14 protein-coding genes are annotated in these 15,206 nt (G+C 56.6%); 6 read left to right on the forward strand and 8 right to left on the reverse strand.

The genetic code is table 11. The features are described from left to right. Window positions 1-56: 56 nt before the first annotated feature. The 5 genes from egtD to BQ8290_RS04075 all read right to left on the reverse strand — a co-directional run bounded on the left by egtD (window position 57) and on the right by BQ8290_RS04075 (window position 8,428). Window positions 57-1,043 (reverse strand): L-histidine N(alpha)-methyltransferase, encoded by a 987-nt coding sequence (gene egtD / locus BQ8290_RS04055; protein WP_108787854.1) that lies wholly within the window; start codon window positions 1,041-1,043, stop codon window positions 57-59. 2 nt (window positions 1,044-1,045) lie between these two features. Further along, window positions 1,046-2,257, reverse strand: a complete 1,212-nt coding sequence (egtB, locus tag BQ8290_RS04060) for an ergothioneine biosynthesis protein EgtB (RefSeq protein ID WP_108791872.1) — start codon at window positions 2,255-2,257, stop codon at window positions 1,046-1,048. 261 nt (window positions 2,258-2,518) lie between these two features. Beyond that, a complete protein-coding gene (locus BQ8290_RS04065; protein ID WP_337660982.1) occupies window positions 2,519-3,682 on the reverse strand; it encodes a GGDEF domain-containing protein in 1,164 nt (387 codons plus the stop codon). A 155-nt stretch (window positions 3,683-3,837) separates the two neighbouring features. Then, window positions 3,838-5,214 carry a class II 3-deoxy-7-phosphoheptulonate synthase gene (locus BQ8290_RS04070; protein ID WP_108787858.1) on the reverse strand — a complete coding sequence of 459 codons (1,377 nt, stop codon included), beginning with the start codon at window positions 5,212-5,214 and terminating at the stop codon, window positions 3,838-3,840. Window positions 5,215-5,404: 190 nt separating this feature from the next. Continuing rightward, the gene (locus BQ8290_RS04075) at window positions 5,405-8,428 is read right to left on the reverse strand and encodes an insulinase family protein (protein WP_108787860.1); all 3,024 of its coding nucleotides are present in this window, start codon (window positions 8,426-8,428) and stop codon (window positions 5,405-5,407) included. 123 nt (window positions 8,429-8,551) lie between these two features. Between BQ8290_RS04075 and BQ8290_RS04080 the strand changes: the two genes are divergently transcribed. The 6 genes from BQ8290_RS04080 (at window position 8,552) to BQ8290_RS04105 (ending at window position 12,476) form a co-directional block, all read left to right on the forward strand. Continuing rightward, the gene (locus BQ8290_RS04080; protein ID WP_108787862.1) at window positions 8,552-9,133 is read left to right on the forward strand and encodes a NifU family protein; all 582 of its coding nucleotides are present in this window, start codon (window positions 8,552-8,554) and stop codon (window positions 9,131-9,133) included. Between the two features lie 64 nt (window positions 9,134-9,197). Next, entirely contained in the window at window positions 9,198-9,851 is a 654-nt protein-coding gene (gene tsaB, locus BQ8290_RS04085; protein ID WP_337660983.1) for a tRNA (adenosine(37)-N6)-threonylcarbamoyltransferase complex dimerization subunit type 1 TsaB, read from the forward strand. After that, complete coding sequence (locus BQ8290_RS04090; RefSeq protein ID WP_337660984.1) at window positions 9,848-10,324, forward strand: GNAT family N-acetyltransferase; 477 nt, start codon at window positions 9,848-9,850, stop codon at window positions 10,322-10,324. Before tsaB ends, BQ8290_RS04090 begins: the two co-directional genes overlap by 4 nt. A gap of 143 nt (window positions 10,325-10,467) precedes the next feature. After that, on the forward strand, window positions 10,468-10,905 hold the full coding sequence (locus BQ8290_RS04095; RefSeq protein WP_108787864.1) for a MucR family transcriptional regulator: 438 nt from the start codon (window positions 10,468-10,470) through the stop codon (window positions 10,903-10,905). Window positions 10,906-11,100: 195 nt separating this feature from the next. Next, window positions 11,101-11,523 carry a transcriptional repressor gene (locus BQ8290_RS04100; protein WP_108787866.1) on the forward strand — a complete coding sequence of 141 codons (423 nt, stop codon included), beginning with the start codon at window positions 11,101-11,103 and terminating at the stop codon, window positions 11,521-11,523. 8 nt (window positions 11,524-11,531) lie between these two features. Then, window positions 11,532-12,476 (forward strand): 1-acyl-sn-glycerol-3-phosphate acyltransferase, encoded by a 945-nt coding sequence (locus BQ8290_RS04105; protein WP_108787868.1) that lies wholly within the window; start codon window positions 11,532-11,534, stop codon window positions 12,474-12,476. A 28-nt stretch (window positions 12,477-12,504) separates the two neighbouring features. Here BQ8290_RS04105 and BQ8290_RS04110 read toward each other — a convergent pair whose 3' ends face one another. The 3 genes from BQ8290_RS04110 to ybeY all read right to left on the reverse strand — a co-directional run bounded on the left by BQ8290_RS04110 (window position 12,505) and on the right by ybeY (window position 14,981). Further along, window positions 12,505-13,389, reverse strand: a complete 885-nt coding sequence (locus BQ8290_RS04110) for a LysR substrate-binding domain-containing protein (protein ID WP_108787870.1) — start codon at window positions 13,387-13,389, stop codon at window positions 12,505-12,507. A 95-nt stretch (window positions 13,390-13,484) separates the two neighbouring features. Then, window positions 13,485-14,438, reverse strand: coding sequence for a transporter associated domain-containing protein (locus BQ8290_RS04115; protein ID WP_108787872.1), 954 nt, complete (start codon window positions 14,436-14,438; stop codon window positions 13,485-13,487). Between the two features lie 12 nt (window positions 14,439-14,450). Then, entirely contained in the window at window positions 14,451-14,981 is a 531-nt protein-coding gene (gene ybeY / locus BQ8290_RS04120) for an rRNA maturation RNase YbeY (protein ID WP_108787874.1), read from the reverse strand. Window positions 14,982-15,206 lie beyond the last annotated feature (225 nt).

Raw genomic sequence — 15,206 nt, forward strand, 5'->3', positions numbered from 1 at the left:
GCGGAACGGCCAAGCGTTTCATACAAAACGCACAGGCACCGACATTGTGATTTCTTTTAAGGCGCGCTGCGGTTCGGTTTTGCCTCGGCTAGGATCAACGAGAACCGTTCTTGATCGTCCAACCAACGCGCCTGCGTTTCCCAACCGCCCGCCAACAACAACATGCTGGATGTGCGCCGGTTGAATTTGTGGCTGTTTTCCGTGTGGATCGTGTCTCCACCGGCCATCGCAAATTCATGGCCATCAACAACAAAGACGATGTCGGTTTGGGCAACCAAATGCATTTCTATGCGTGCGTGCTCGTCGTTCCAGCGCGCCTCATGCTGCAATTGATCCAATGGGATATTTCCGTCCAACTCGCGATTGATCCGGCGCACCAAATTGCGGTTGAATTCCGCCGTGACCCCGGCCGCGTCGTCATAGGCAGCGATCAACGTATCGGTGTCTTTGATCAGATCCATTCCGATCAACAATTGCGCACCCTCGCCCAACGTCTCACGCATGTTCCGCAACAGATCAACCGACGTCCGCGCCACCATATTTCCGATGGTTGATCCCGGGAAGAACCCAAGTTTCGGCATGTCCGCCACGGTGTCGGGCAAGGCGACCTGACGCATGAAGTCTGCCTCAACGGGATGAACCGGCAGACCGGGAAACTTCTCTGCAAGATCTTGCGCAGCGGCGCGTAGAAAATCGCCCGATATATCCAACGGGACGTATGCGGCCGGCGCAATCGCCGACAGCAAGAGCGGCGTTTTCAATGATGATCCCGAACCAAATTCAACGACCGCGCGCCCTGCCCCGATCATCTCTGCGAAACTATCGCCGCGGGTTTTCAAAATCTGTGTTTCGGCCCGCGTCGGATAATATTCCGGCAGTTGCGTGATATCCTCAAACAACTGCGATCCCGCGTCATCGTAAAGCCAGCGCGCCGGGGTTGCCTTTTGCGCTTGAGACAGTCCTGCCAGAATGTCGGCACGAAATTTCGTATCGACACCGCTGGCGTCTTTCTCAACCAGTTTGAGGCCTTGCGCGCTCGTCATATTCAAAGGTCCTTGGCCAATCGCAAGCCAGTGAACTGCCAGCGTTGGTGTGGGTAAAAGAAATTGCGGTACGAACTGCGCGAATGACCCCGCATGGTCGCACAACTCGCGCCTTTCAACACGAATTGGCCGCTCATGAATTTGCCATTGTATTCGCCCACCGCCCCCGAAGCGGGCTGGAACCGGGGATAGGGTAAATAAGCAGATCGCGTGAATTGCCAACAATCGCCAAACAAATCTACCCCGCCCATAGGGACCGGATCGCACGCCATGGTCAATTGATTGCCGCCTGCCCGATCATGCGCAGCAGGCGCGGCCTTTCCGTTAGTATCAGGCGCACTTTGACCGCGAGCGACAGCTTCCCATTCAAATTCTGTGGGGAGGCGCGCACCGGCCCATGTCGCAAAGGCGTCCGCTTCGAAATAGGAGATATGCGTGACCGGCGCATCTGGATCGCGATCGCGTATTCCGGAATGCGAAAACCATTGATCGTTGCGCCAATAAAGCGGCGCATTGATCCCATGTTCACGCACCCAAGCCAAACCGTCCGACAACCACAGTGACGCATCGCTATAGCCGCCGTCAGCGATAAATTGCGACCATTCCCGATTGGTGATCAATCGATCCGCCAATGCGAATGGTTCCAACAAGACACGGTGGCGTGGGCCTTCATTGTCAAAGGCGAATCCGCCATCATCCGCGCCATCATGCCCGATCAACGCGACCCCACCGGGATGCGTATACCAGCCCATCTCGCCTTGCGGCGGAGATGTGACCGCGTGTCTATCGAACATGGCCGGCGCGAGTGGATTTTGGAACAGAGCGTGCTTGATATCGGTCAACAGCAATTCAATATGCTGTTGCTCATGCGCGATGCCCAACGCGATCAATTCGTCATGCGCACCGCTATCGATCAAAGGCGTCATGGCGTCATCAACCGCCGCGCGCCAATCCAATACTTCATCCAAAGCGGGACGCGACAACATTCCGCGAGAGAAACGACCGATCCGCTCTCCTTCCGCTTCGTAATAGGAATTGAAGAGAAACGGCCATTCGGCGTTATACGGACGATACGATGGTGCGTTGTCGCGTAAAAGGAACGTTTCCCAAAACCATGTCGTGTGCGCCAAATGCCATTTGGCGGGACTCGCATCTTCCATCGATTGGATTGTCGCATCCGCGTCCGATAAGGGCGCAACCAATGCCTCGCTCATCGAGCGGGTGCGGCGGTATTGATCCGCCAGCACATCGTTCTGGATATGCGTTTCGTTTTGCTGCTTGCTCTGTGGCAAAGGGCAGCTCCCTCATCCCTCAAATCGACCTCAACAAACATGCCGCAATTGAGTGGGGAAAGAAAGGCACTTCCAACAATTTAGACGCATCATCGCGTCTTGTTTCGGTATCAGGGATAATGGGGGCCGGGATCGGACGCAGGATCAAGCGCCAGGGTGCAAGCCACATCAGCCACAGGCAATTTACGCCGCCATGCGCACGCGATTGCGACCCGCATGTTTGGCATCGTACAAGGCGCCATCGGCCCGCGCGAACAGGGACAGCGCCGTGTCGCCCGCCTGAATGCAGGTGTATCCAAGGCTGACTGTGACGCTGGAGACCGGTTCTACTCCGCTGTCGCTGGCAATGATTTGGCGCAATCGTTCAATCATAACGCGCGCCATTCCATCGGACGCGCCCGGAATGATCCAGACAAACTCCTCACCCCCAACGCGGCCAACCGTGTCGCCTTGTCGAGCCTGCCCATTGGCGAGCCGGGCAACGCGTTGCAGCACTTTATCGCCCAAAGGATGTCCGTGCGTGTCGTTGACCCTTTTGAAGTGATCAATATCAAACATGACCATCACCAAAGGCATCTGGGTGACCCGCGCGTTCATCACGATCCTGTCCAATTCGCGCATCACGCGTCGGCGATTGGCAAGCCCGGTGAGCGGGTCTGTTTCAGCCAATTCGCGCGCATGCCGCGCCTCGTCGATGGCTTCGGCGCGCTTTGTCTCCAACAAACGTTCGCGTTGCACCTGAACCGTGTTGTCGCGCACGACCGCGACGACCCGATGCACGGTTCCATCACCGCCCATCAAATTGCACGCTTGAACAGAGATGGAATGCGCAACGCCATCGTACCCATAAACGTCAAACTGCAGCATGAAGGGTTCGACCTCTTCAGCGTGATCTTTCACCTTGCTGATCAAATCGATATCGTTGGCGAAAAGCAGCGTTTCCGCATCGCCTTCGACGAAACTCTCTTTCGCATCGATACCGAAAAGGCGCTTCAAACCGTCGGACCATTGCTGGTTTCCCGATTTCGGATCGTACTGCCAAACCCCGATGCCGGCGATGGTTTCTGCCATCCGAACGGTCCGCAGCAATTCTGCCATGCTGCGCGCTCTTTTACGGGCAAGCCGTGCGACTTTGCGGGTCTCACGGCGCGCGGCGATCACTTTACCAATCGCCGCCATCGCGATCAAACCCAAGACAAATACCACCAACATCATTAGGTCAGCACCCATCGTGCTGTTCAATGCTGCAATGATTTCAGGGCTGAGTTCAGAGCTGGGCTCTGGGGAATCCGCGGCGACCGACACTGCCCCATGAGGCGCGACCAATGCACCGAGTGCTCCGGTCATCTCTGATTGAATCCAAAGGATATCTCGCAAAGCCATCATGGCATTGTGCATACATACCCATGAGTGTCCGCCAGCAGCACACCACCATAGGGACTGTCACGTAAGGACGGTTATGCCCCGAACAAAAAGGACACGGCGGCGACAAGCCGCCGCGTTTATGCCGCGTCGGCGGCCCGTTGTTCGTTCACTTCGGTGTTCAACATTTCCGCCAGAGCGAATGCCAGTTCAAGCGATTGCTCTGCATTGAGGCGGGGATCGCAATGGGTGTGATAGCGATCGCCCAAACGTTCTTCTGTGATCGCGACTGCGCCGCCAACACATTCGGTGACGTCTTGGCCGGTCATTTCGATGTGAATGCCGCCAGGATGCGTTCCCTCGGCGCGATGCACGGCAAAGAAGCCGCGCGCTTCGGTGAGGATTCGATCGAACGGGCGCGTTTTGAAACCGGTGTCCGATTTCACAACATTGCCATGCATCGGATCACAGCTCCACACGACCGGGTGGCCTTCGCGTTTCACCGCCCGGACCAATTTCGGCAGACCGTCTTCAACCTTGTCGTGACCAAAACGGCTGATCAAAGTGATCCGGCCTGCTTCGCGATTCGGGTTCAAGATATCCAACAATTCAAGCAGGGCGTCAGGCTCAAGGCTTGGACCGCATTTCATGCCGAGTGGATTGCCAATGCCGCGCGCGAATTCAATATGCGCGCTGCCGGGGAACCGGGTCCGATCACCAATCCAAAGCATATGTGCGCTGGTCGCGTACCAATCACCGGTCAGTGAATCTTGACGGGTCAAGGCTTGCTCATACGGCAGCAACAGACCTTCGTGGCTGGTGTAGAAATTGGTGCCTTGAAGTTGTGGGACCGTCGCTGGGTCGATGCCGCACGCTTCCATGAAATCGAGCGATTCGCCGATACGGTCGGCGGTCTCTGCGAATTTCTCTGTCCATGGGGTGCGTCCCATGAAATCGAGCGTCCATTGGTGCACCTGACGCAAATTGGCGTAACCGCCACCGGCAAATGCGCGCAGCAAATTCAATGTTGAAGCCGCTTGCGAATAGGCGCGCACCATCCGGCCTGGATCGTTGCGCCGTTGGGCCGCGTCAAAATCGATGCCGTTGATGTTATCACCAAGGTAACTTGGCAGGGTCACATCGCCGATTGTTTCTGTGGGTGAGCTGCGCGGCTTGGCGAATTGTCCGGCCATGCGACCGACCTTCACCACGGGCCGTTTGCTGGCGAATGTCATCACAACCGCCATTTGCAGCAACACGCGGAATGTATCGCGAATGTTGTTGGGATGGAATTCGGCAAAGCTTTCTGCGCAATCGCCGCCCTGCAACAGGAACGCGCGGCCATTGGCCACTTCGGCCAGATCCGATTTTAGTGCCCGCGCCTCACCGGCAAAAACCAAGGGCGGATAAGCGTCCAACGTCGCCTCGGCTTCGGCCAATTCGGCGGCGTCTTCGTAATGCGGCAAATGCCGCGCTTCGTGCTCTTTCCAGCTCGTCGGGTTCCAATTCTGGGCCACGGTCAATCAATCTCTTTTCAAATAAGGGGCAGCGCGGATTAGCGCGCACGTTCTATATGTAAAGCCGAATGGTGCATTGCGACAACTTTATTTCACGAACACTCAAATCGCATCCGCCGATTTCTCGGCCGCGTCGATCGCCTTTGCGCGCCCGGCGGGCCGGTCGGACCGCACCCATCGCGTAGGAGAGTTACCGCCCCGAAACGCCCGGGACCGACCGCACTGCGGGTGCCGATGGCGGATTGATGACGGGACCAATCGGGCCTTCGGGAGCGCTCGCCAATTCCTGACCTTCCGGGATCACCGCCAATTTCAAAGGCGCACGTTGGGCGAAATAACGGCCGGCCAAGAACCGCATTACGCGCGGGCTGGTTTGCGAAAAGTCTGACAGCAAAGATCGAAGCAGATCAACGCGTTGCGGGTCAAAGCTGGCGCCTTCTAGGTTGTAGAGCCAGAATTGATTGCCGGTTGATGCGCGGCGAACGCGTTGGCTCAATGGTTCGGTTACGCGCGTGATTTCATCATCGGTAGGCGGGTTGGCCGCCAGGTCGCGCGCGATGCGATCCGCTTCGGCAAAGAAGATCGGCACATAGGCCGGCTCCATTTGGGCCAAAGCGGTGATCCGACCGCCGCTCGCAATATCCGATGGCCAATTTGACCACACTTGCGGGGAATAGCTGGCACCCAACCGTTCCCGCAGCGCCTCCAACAAACGATTGTTGAATATCTGAACCAGAATTTCGAGTTGGCGCGATTCGCGAATACTCGCCATGCCACCGCCGCTGGGCCATGCGATCACAGCCGCCGCTTGATTGGCATCACCGCGATGGGTCAAAACCGTTGGAGCGCCGGTGTTCGCCGCAAAGGCAGGAACGCGAGCAGCCACGTCAGGCGCGATCGGTGTGCGTTCGGGCAATGCGCCAAACGTCTCGCCCAGTTTGGCAACAATCGCATCGCGATCAAATTCGCCAAAGACCAAGACTTCGACGGGGCCCTGCGACAACAAAGGCTCCCACACTTCACGGAAACCTTCGGGTGTGACCCCATCCAACATTTCGGGTGTTGGCGTCGCAAAACGTGGATCGTTGTTGGTCGAGATGAATTCAAGATCGCGGTTCAACACGGCGCCCGGACTGGTCGAATATGTGTTGTAGGCCAGCTCCGCCGCAGCCCGTGCACGGATCACGGGATCTTCGTCCCACCGCGGAGTGCCCAATTTTGCTGCGAACAAATACAATTGATCGGCCACATCATCGGACCGGGTTTGCGCGGTGAATGTAAAGACCGCATCGCTGATCCCGAATTCAAACCCCAGCTTACGCCCGGTGCCCAGACGATCCAACTCGTTCTGACCCAGCTCACCGATGCCCGATCCCACCAAGGCCATTTGACCTATGGGCGCATAGACTGCGCTGTCTTCATCAAAGGCGCGATAGCCCGCGCCAAATCGAACCCGCACCGTCACCCGGCCGGGCTCTGCGTCATTGGCCCACAACAACGCGCGAACGCCGTTGTCGAATGCGATCTGTTCCACTTCCAAAATGCCCAACGGCCCTTGTTCGGTAACTTGTCCCGCTTCACCAATCGGCGGAAGATCATCGAACGACAGGCTTTGCGCCGCCAAACGTGCGGTGTCGTCCACCATCACTTCGTTGGCCAATGCAAGGCCAAGCGCGCCTTCATCCGCTTCGCCAATGCTGGGCGTGACATAGACCGATCGCATAACATCGCCTGAGAAAAGGGCGCTCGTGCGGGCCTGAACCTCTTGGGGATTCAGCCGATCGGTCATGCCGCGCCACACGTCCAGAACAACTTGAGGGCTGGCCACGGTTTCGCGGATATCGACCGCATTCACCAAATTGTTGGCCAGGTCGCGCCCGGCTTGGACCGGGGCTTGTTCAACCGAATTGGCAAAGGCCACGTCAAATTCAGCAGCTTCGCGATCGATCTCTTCTTGTGTTGGTGGGTTGGTGATGGCGTCGGCAATCACACCGCGCACATCGGCCAAAGCCGCCTGCCAATCGGTTGTCAGCGGCGCGAAGGTGACAAATGTCGCGTCGGTGGAACGCGACACATCATCCTGTTGCACCTGAGCGTAGAGATACGATCCTCCAGCACGCGCGCGCGTTTCCAAACGGCGATTGATGATCGATTGGGACAGAGCGTCGAGCAAGAGCCCTTCATTGTAGACGATCGTATCGTCAACTTTGCGCCAAGGCCGCATGATTGCATAGGTCAAACTGCGCGGCAGATCGGGTTCAACCGCAACGCCAAGATCGCCAATCGGCAATCCAGTGCCCGCCGCAATCGGTGCACCTTGTGGCACAACGGGATCGCCAAAATCGGGCGCCACGCCAGGCTCTCCGGTCCCTTCCCAATCGCCAAACCATTGTTCAACCAATCCGGCCAAAACCAATGGATCGGCATCACCGGCCACCACGATTACCGTGTTTTCCGGGCGGTACCACCGTTGGTAAAACGCGTTGACGGATGCTCCTGTCGCGCCTTCCAATGTTTCAACGGTGCCGATCGGATTGCGAGTGGCAAGCCGTTGACCGGCAAAGAAAGTGCGCCGGGTAAGGTCGCTGACCCGTTGCGACGCCCCGCCCCGCTCGCGTTTTTCGGCAAGGACGATCGGGCGTTCTGCGTCGACGTTCTCATCGCTCAGAACGGGTTCTCGGATCATTCCGGAAAGCAGGCGGAAACTTTCATACAATTTGGCCTGATCAATATCAGGGATGTCCAATTTGTATGCGGTGTGAGTCGGACTGGTTTCTGCGTTGGCATCGCTGCCGAATGTCGCACCCAAACGTTGCCATGCGGCGATGGCTTCGGCTTGACCGAGATATTTGCTTTCTCGAAACAAGAGGTGTTCCAAAAGGTGCGCAAACCCTTGTTCGCTGTCTTCTTCGTGCAGCGATCCTGCATCAACGCGGACACGAACTGACATTTGGCGCGGCGGCACGCCATTGCGGCGGACGGCGTATCGCAGGCCGTTGTCCATCTGACCAAACAGCCATTCGTCATCAACAGGGACATTGCTCCCTTCATACAGCCAAGGCGTCTCACCTTCTGCCTGCAACGCAGTTGGCGCAGGGATCTCAGGAGGTGCCGGCGGCGCCGATGGTGCCTCCTGCGCCAAAGCAGGAATGACCAAAGCGACAGGCGCAGCGATGACGGAGAGGGCGACGGTTGCCCGGATAATCAGATTCATAGCCCCGTTATAGGGACACCAGCCATGAAGGACCAGTGAATGTGTGCAAAGTATCGTCACCTTGCCCCAACGCCCTGTTCTCTACCATTGCCCCCAGACAATGCGCACCCTATCTATGGCGACATGTTCATAGAGACCGAAACCACACCAAACCCATCCAGCCTCAAATTCCTGCCGGGTCGCCCGGTTATGGCGTCGGGCACACGCGAATTTTCCTCTCCCGAAGCGGCAGAGATCAGCCCCTTGGCGCAGGCGATCTTTGACACGGGCGAAGTGGTGAATGTGTTTTACGGTTGGGAATTCGTGACGGTAACCGCCGCGCCCGGCGCAGATTGGGGCGCGTTGAAATCACAGGTCGTGACCATCCTGCTCGATCATTTCGTATCCGAGGCCCCGTTGTTTGTCGGTGGCAGCGCAGATGGCATTTCCGTTCCTGCCGAAGACATCGAATTGGTCGTTGAAGACCGCGCTGAAGACGCCGAAGTCATCGCATCCATTCAAGAGCTTTTGGAAACACGCGTCCGCCCTGCGGTTGCCGGCGATGGCGGCGACATTGCGTATCGCGGGTTTAGCGAAGGCGTCGTTTATCTGACATTGCAAGGCGCGTGTGCCGGGTGCCCATCCAGTACGGCGACGTTGAAACAAGGGATCGAGAGTTTGTTGACCCACTACATCCCTGAAGTAAGCGAAGTGCGCGCGGCGTAAGCGCTGAACTCTTGCTTGCGCAGTCGGATCGGCTGAGGCATCGCGCCTGAAGATGCAGGACACCATGCAAGATACGGGACCTATGCAGTTTTCCGGGCGAACTCTAGCCATCGAAACCGCCAGCGAGGCGTGTTCCGTTGCGATGTTTGACGGCACAAAGACCGTTGCGCTTGATCATCAGGTTCTGGGACGCGGACACGCCGAGGCGTTGGTCCCTATGATCGCCGACTTGCCCGACAAAGGGCGCGCAGATCGCATTCTTGTCTCCCTTGGCCCCGGCAGTTTTACCGGTGTGCGCATTGGCATTGCAACCGCTCGCGCTCTTGGCGTGGCTTGGAACATTCCCGTCTTTGGTTACCCGACCCTCGCCCTAGTGTCCGTTCGCGCATGGCAACCGCGACCACGGCCGGTGACCGTGTGCATGAACGGCGGTCACGGAGAATGGTTTGTCCAAAACTTCGATGGCGTTACCCCCCAAGACGACCATCGCTCTCTTACCCCTCAAGATGCGGTCTTGGCCTGTCGCCATGATGTGATTGTCGGCAATCGCGCCCAGCAATTGGCCGACCTGATCGGTAAAGACACGACTCTAGCGCTCGACCTGTTGCCCGATGCGGGCAAGATCGGGTTGCTGCATGAGGGCTGCCTGACGGCTGATCTCGCCCCGATCTATGGACGGGCGCCTGACGCCGTTCCGCAAAAGTCGAAACAACAATGACCGCGTCCCCCGAAACTGTCATGCGCATCATGACCGTGATGAATCAGGCGTTTGATCCGATGTTTGGAGAGGCGTGGAACCACCGTCAGGTCGCCGATGCGCTTACGATGCCCAACACGCATGCGATCGTTGTCGACATCAACGGCAACGCAATCGAAGAAGACATCTCTGTTCCAAATGAAGCGGCCGGCTTTGTCTTAACCCGTCACGCCGCCGATGAAGAAGAATTGTTGTTGATTGCGGTTTTACCGGAATGTCGCGGCCGAGGTTTAGGACAGAAGTTAATTGACCGATTATTAAAAACTTCCCGTAACCGGGGCATAGAACGTATGTTTCTAGAGATGCGTCGTGGTAATCCAGCAATCCATCTTTATCAAAAGCTCGGATTTGAACCTATCGGTGAGAGACTTAAATATTACACACTATCCGACGGGTCACGGGTGGACGCCATTACTTTTGGCGTGAAACTTTAATTTACAACATATCATAAGTAATCATCAATACATCGAAATCCAACACAAGTATGCACCCCGCCTACTTGCAAAATATCCATTTGTCGGCCATGCGCGTTTCATCGGAAAAATCCGAATTAAAAAACACGTGAGGAACTCTGGCTATGCAAAATTTGGAAATCGAGATGAAAGAAACTCTCATCACACTAACCAGCGACATCGTCGCCGCTCACCTTAGCAACAATGATGTGCAAGTTGATGCGGTTCCTGGTCTGATCACCAATGTTTACGGCGCACTCTCTGGTCTTGGAGAAGAAGCCGAACCCGAAGATGTCCGCCCTGAACCGGCTGTATCAATCCGTGCTTCGGTTAAACCTGATTACATCGTTTGCCTCGAAGACGGCAAGAAATTGAAGATGTTGAAACGGTATCTGCGCACCAATTACGACATGACCCCCGAAGAATACCGCGCGCGTTGGAACCTGCCATCAGATTACCCGATGGTTGCTCCCAACTACGCCGAAAAGCGTCGGGATCTTGCAAAGAAAATCGGCCTTGGCCGTAAGCCGGGCACCGGTCGCGGTCGCCGCAAGGTCAAATAATCAGAAGCAAAACTGAGATTCGACGCCCCTGGCTTTTAACGCAGCTGGGGGCGTTGTTCGTCTGAAGCTTGAGCAATGAGCCCGCTCTGGCTAAAGGTCGCCCAAGGCTTGCCCCGTTGGGCATGCGTTTTTGCGAAGGCCTATATTGGTAGTGGCCCAGTCTCTTGCTGGCCTAATTTTTAGGGAAGTGATCGCTTGAACCAGAAAATCGACCTCGAACAGCTCTGCGCTGAAAAAGGCCTGCGGATTACAGAACAACGCCGGGTGATCGCGAAAGTCCTTTCCGAAAGCGACGACCATCCTGACGTAGAATTGCTGCACCAGCGCGCCTCTGCAGTGGATGCCAAAATCTCCATCGCCACCGTGTATCGCACCGTGCGCCTGTTTGAAGAGGCCGGCATTTTGGATCGCCACGATTTCGGCGATGGCCGATCGCGCTATGAACCTGTGCCCGAAGCGCATCACGATCATCTCATCGATGTCGAAACCGGCAAAGTGGTCGAATTCGTCGATCCCGAGGTTGAGGCTTTGCAACGCCAGATCGCTGAGAAACTGGGCTATCGCCTCGTGGACCACCGGATGGAATTGTACGGCGTTCGTTTGTCGCGAGAGAATTGATAACAATCATGTCGGACACCGCCGAGACGACCGGGACAGAAGCCCCCACCGAAAACAAAGCGTGGGAATTGCGGGTCGCCGCGGCGCGCGGGGAAACCACCCCGATTTCGATCCGAGGTTGGTTTAGAATAGCCCGACGTGCGTCCGCATTGTTGTTCTTGTTGATTGCATTTGTGCCGATGCATTATCTGTACCGCGTCTTTGCCTATGGCTCGCCCTTCCCCATGCTTTTCCTACGCTATGCCGCGCGCATTTCGGGGGCCAAAGTCGAAGTCAAAGGCACCCACCTTAAACGCGACGTGTTCTATGTGGCGAACCATGTGTCTTGGCTTGATATTTTGTCGATGGCGGGCGCGTGTGGCACGGCGTTCGTCGCCAAAGCGGAATTGGCTAGCGCACCGTTGGTCGGCTGGCTCGCATCACTCAACAGAACGGTGTTTGTGAAACGCGAACACCGGATGGGCGTGGCGGAACAAATCAACGCATTGAAGGAAGCCTTAGCCGACAATTGGGCTGTGACGGTCTTTCCCGAAGGGACAACGACGGACGGCCAATCGCTTTTGCCGTTCAAGACCAGCATGCTGTCTGTATTGGAGCCTCCTCCGCCGGGCGTGATGGTTCAACCGGTCTTGCTAGATTACGGCTCGGTCGCGGAATGGATTGGCTGGATCGGCGACGAAGACGGGCTCAACAACGCCAAACGGGTGTTGGCGCGAAAAGGAACCTTTCCACTTAAGGTCGAATTCCTCGAACCGTTTAGCCCTTCGGATTTTCGCGGGCGAAAGGCCATTGGACAAGAATCACGCCGCCGCATCGAAGAGGCGCTTTGTGAAGCGCTGGGAAAGCCCTTGCGTAAATTCGCGCATGACGTGGCGCCTATCCGCTATGAAAAGGGCGACGCGACACAGGGTGTGGGCGTGAAGTTGACCGTTCCCACCGACACCGAAGTGTGACCGGCAGCGAACCGATGTCTAAGGCGGGTTAGAGTCCCGCGCGCACCAACCAGTCATGGAACAAACGGACGGGCCGCATTTCTAGAGCGGTTGGTTTGCACACGAACCAATAGCTGTACGGGCTCTGCACCTCGACACCGGGCAAATTGGTCAATCGGTTATCCGCCGCGCGGCGCAAGTGATCGTCATGCATGATCGCAATGCCCAATCCTTGGGCGGCTGCTTCCAACATCAATTGACCGGAATCGTAATGGTCAATCGCGGCGGGTTCCATCTCATCAAGATCATTCGCTTTTTTCCACGCGACGAAGCTTTCCGGCAGTTCATTGTGGATCAGGAATGTCTGCTTGGCCAAGCTTTCATCATTGACGGTATCACCCACAGAAATCGCCACATCTTTGGAACAGATTGCGTGCACAAGATTGTGATCGAGGCGCACCGCGTGCAACCCGCTTGCCGGGCCGCGCGATAAGATGATCGCCGCGTCCAACGTGTCGCCCACGCGATCTTCCAAATGAGGTGCTGTGTCGATGTCGATGTGCAGCAAAGGATGTCGTTTGCGCAATTCACCCAGCCGCGGGAACAGACGTTGGCTCCCGAACATCGGCAACACGCCCAAACGCAATCGCAACAGCGATATGTTATCTGATTGGCTCTCTACCGCGCGGGTCAAAGATTCCAGATGCGGGTTCACCGCTTCGTAAAAAGCCTGCCCTTCATCGGTTAGCTGCATTGATTGCCGCGCCCGCGTGAACAACTTCTTCCCTACAAATTCTTCGAGATTGGTTATTCGCCGCGACAAAGCGGACGGGCTCAATCCAATCTCCTCTGCGGCGGCGCGTGCCGAACCCAATCGCACGGTGCGCATGAACGCTTCGAGAGCGCGCAGGGGAGGAAGACGACGTGACGGCATTGTAGAAGCTCCTTTACCACGACAGATACGCTTTGTGTGGCAAGTCAGATGCAAAAAGCGGAAGGTTTTTCAAAAAAAATCTTTGCGAGGTGCAGTTATTGCAATTCGCTCGCAGATGATGCGCTCGCATTTTCGTTCAAAGCCGTTTCGCTATCGGGCGAATGCAGGCGCAGGCGGGTTACATGCGTTTCATCACCGCCGGTCACTTCGATCATCCATCCGCTTGGGTGTTTTAACGACGCACCCACCGGCGGCACCGCCTCTGCTAAAACGAAGGCGAGCCCGCCCAACGTGTCGACCGCTTCTTCCACTTCGCCCAACCTTGGATCGACCGTCTCGGCCACATCGTCCAATTCGGCCCGGGCATCGCAATCCCACATCCCATCACCAATCGGTACGATGAGAGCCTCTGGCGTTTCATCATGCTCATCTTCGATTTCACCGACAATCTCTTCGACGAGATCTTCGATCGTGATGAGACCATCGGTTCCCGAAAATTCATCAAGCACAATCGCCAAGTGCACCCGGCGGGCGCGCATATCGGCCAGCACGTCCAACGCACCGCGCGATTGTGGCACGTACAAAGGTTGGCGCATCAAGACGGTCCAATCGCGCGGTGGTTTTGTGCCGCTGGCCAAATATCCGAACACGTCCTTTATATGGATCATGCCAACCACATTATCGAGCTGATCGCGATAAACCGGCATGCGGGAATGGCCGCTTTCGCTAAACGAGGTGACTAGGTCATCCCATGCCAGCGCGGCATCGACCGCAACGATTTCTCCACGCGGAACAGCGACATCATCGGCATCATGTTCCGAAAAATGCAGCAGATTGCGCAGCATTTGCCGCTCTGTTGTGGAAAGATCACCATTGCCGTCGGCATCTTCGGCTTGAGTGTCGACCTCGCCTTCGTGCTCATCAATGGCTTCTTCAAGCTGTGCGCGCAGCGACCGATCGCTATCGGCGAGGCCAAGCTTGCGTTTGATTGCGAGCCAAAGCCCGCTGCTACTCTCCGCGTCTCCGGCGGGGGATTGAGAATCGGGCATGGCCCTAAATGTTCACTCCTTTACGTCACGATCTGCATATGGGTCACACACACCCAGTTTTGCAAGGGCCGCTATCTCCAACGCCTCCATTGCTTCGGCTTCAGCATCGCTGTGCACATGATCGTGCCCGGCCAAATGCAACAATCCATGAATGATCAGATGGACCGCATGCGCTTCGATAGAGACGCCTTTCTCTTTGGCTTCGCGGGCGCAAGTTTCATACGCAAGCGCGATATCGCCTAACATTTCCGGCGGTCCGTCTGGCGTTAGAGCCAGCAACGCATTGCGCTCCATCATCGGAAAACTAAGAACATTGGTCGGCTTGTCACGATCCCGCCATTCCCGGTTGAGCGCATGAACTTCTGCATCGGTCGTGAACAAAACGCTCACCAACAATTTGGGGTCGGCTTGGTCTGCAACCGTGGGGGCAATCTCAGGTGCAACACCACCTGCCGCTTTGGCGGCGCGCTCTGCCAGGGTCTCCCAATCGCCCCATGCCTGCCTCGGAGCGGGCCATCCCTCCACATCAATTTCAAGCAGCATAAAGTGCAGCCCCAAATGGCAGGATGCCTCGCCCGTCAGGCGCGGCTTGCTGGTGCAGTGCTAAGATCGTGAAAACAGTCATCTCATCCGCCTTAGATCATTCCAGTCGCACTAGGAAAGCGGCCATATCGCGCGAATGCTCATCACGGTGACCGTCATTCGTGGGGTGGAATATAAACTTCGCCTCATTTGTCTTTACCTCACAGGCAAATACGCAGAAGGTGC

It is taken from the genome of Erythrobacter sp. Alg231-14 (assembly GCF_900149685.1).
Classification (GTDB): domain Bacteria; phylum Pseudomonadota; class Alphaproteobacteria; order Sphingomonadales; family Sphingomonadaceae; genus Erythrobacter.

What these genes read in the sequence shown, in the direction of transcription:
- egtD (WP_108787854.1), bottom strand. Translation starts at nt 1,043, where the DNA reads ATGACGAGCGCGCAAGGCCTCAAACTGGTTGAGAAAGACGCCAGCGGT.
- egtB (WP_108791872.1), bottom strand. Translation starts at nt 2,257, where the DNA reads ATGAGCGAGGCATTGGTTGCGCCCTTATCGGACGCGGATGCGACAATC.
- BQ8290_RS04065 (WP_337660982.1), bottom strand. Translation starts at nt 3,682, where the DNA reads ATGACCGGAGCACTCGGTGCATTGGTCGCGCCTCATGGGGCAGTGTCG.
- BQ8290_RS04075 (WP_108787860.1), bottom strand. Translation starts at nt 8,428, where the DNA reads ATGAATCTGATTATCCGGGCAACCGTCGCCCTCTCCGTCATCGCTGCG.
- BQ8290_RS04080 (WP_108787862.1), top strand. Translation starts at nt 8,552, where the DNA reads ATGTTCATAGAGACCGAAACCACACCAAACCCATCCAGCCTCAAATTC.
- tsaB (WP_337660983.1), top strand. Translation starts at nt 9,198, where the DNA reads ATGCAAGATACGGGACCTATGCAGTTTTCCGGGCGAACTCTAGCCATC.
- BQ8290_RS04090 (WP_337660984.1), top strand. Translation starts at nt 9,848, where the DNA reads ATGACCGCGTCCCCCGAAACTGTCATGCGCATCATGACCGTGATGAAT.
- BQ8290_RS04095 (WP_108787864.1), top strand. Translation starts at nt 10,468, where the DNA reads ATGCAAAATTTGGAAATCGAGATGAAAGAAACTCTCATCACACTAACC.
- BQ8290_RS04105 (WP_108787868.1), top strand. Translation starts at nt 11,532, where the DNA reads ATGTCGGACACCGCCGAGACGACCGGGACAGAAGCCCCCACCGAAAAC.
- BQ8290_RS04110 (WP_108787870.1), bottom strand. Translation starts at nt 13,389, where the DNA reads ATGCCGTCACGTCGTCTTCCTCCCCTGCGCGCTCTCGAAGCGTTCATG.
- BQ8290_RS04115 (WP_108787872.1), bottom strand. Translation starts at nt 14,438, where the DNA reads ATGCCCGATTCTCAATCCCCCGCCGGAGACGCGGAGAGTAGCAGCGGG.
- ybeY (WP_108787874.1), bottom strand. Translation starts at nt 14,981, where the DNA reads ATGCTGCTTGAAATTGATGTGGAGGGATGGCCCGCTCCGAGGCAGGCA.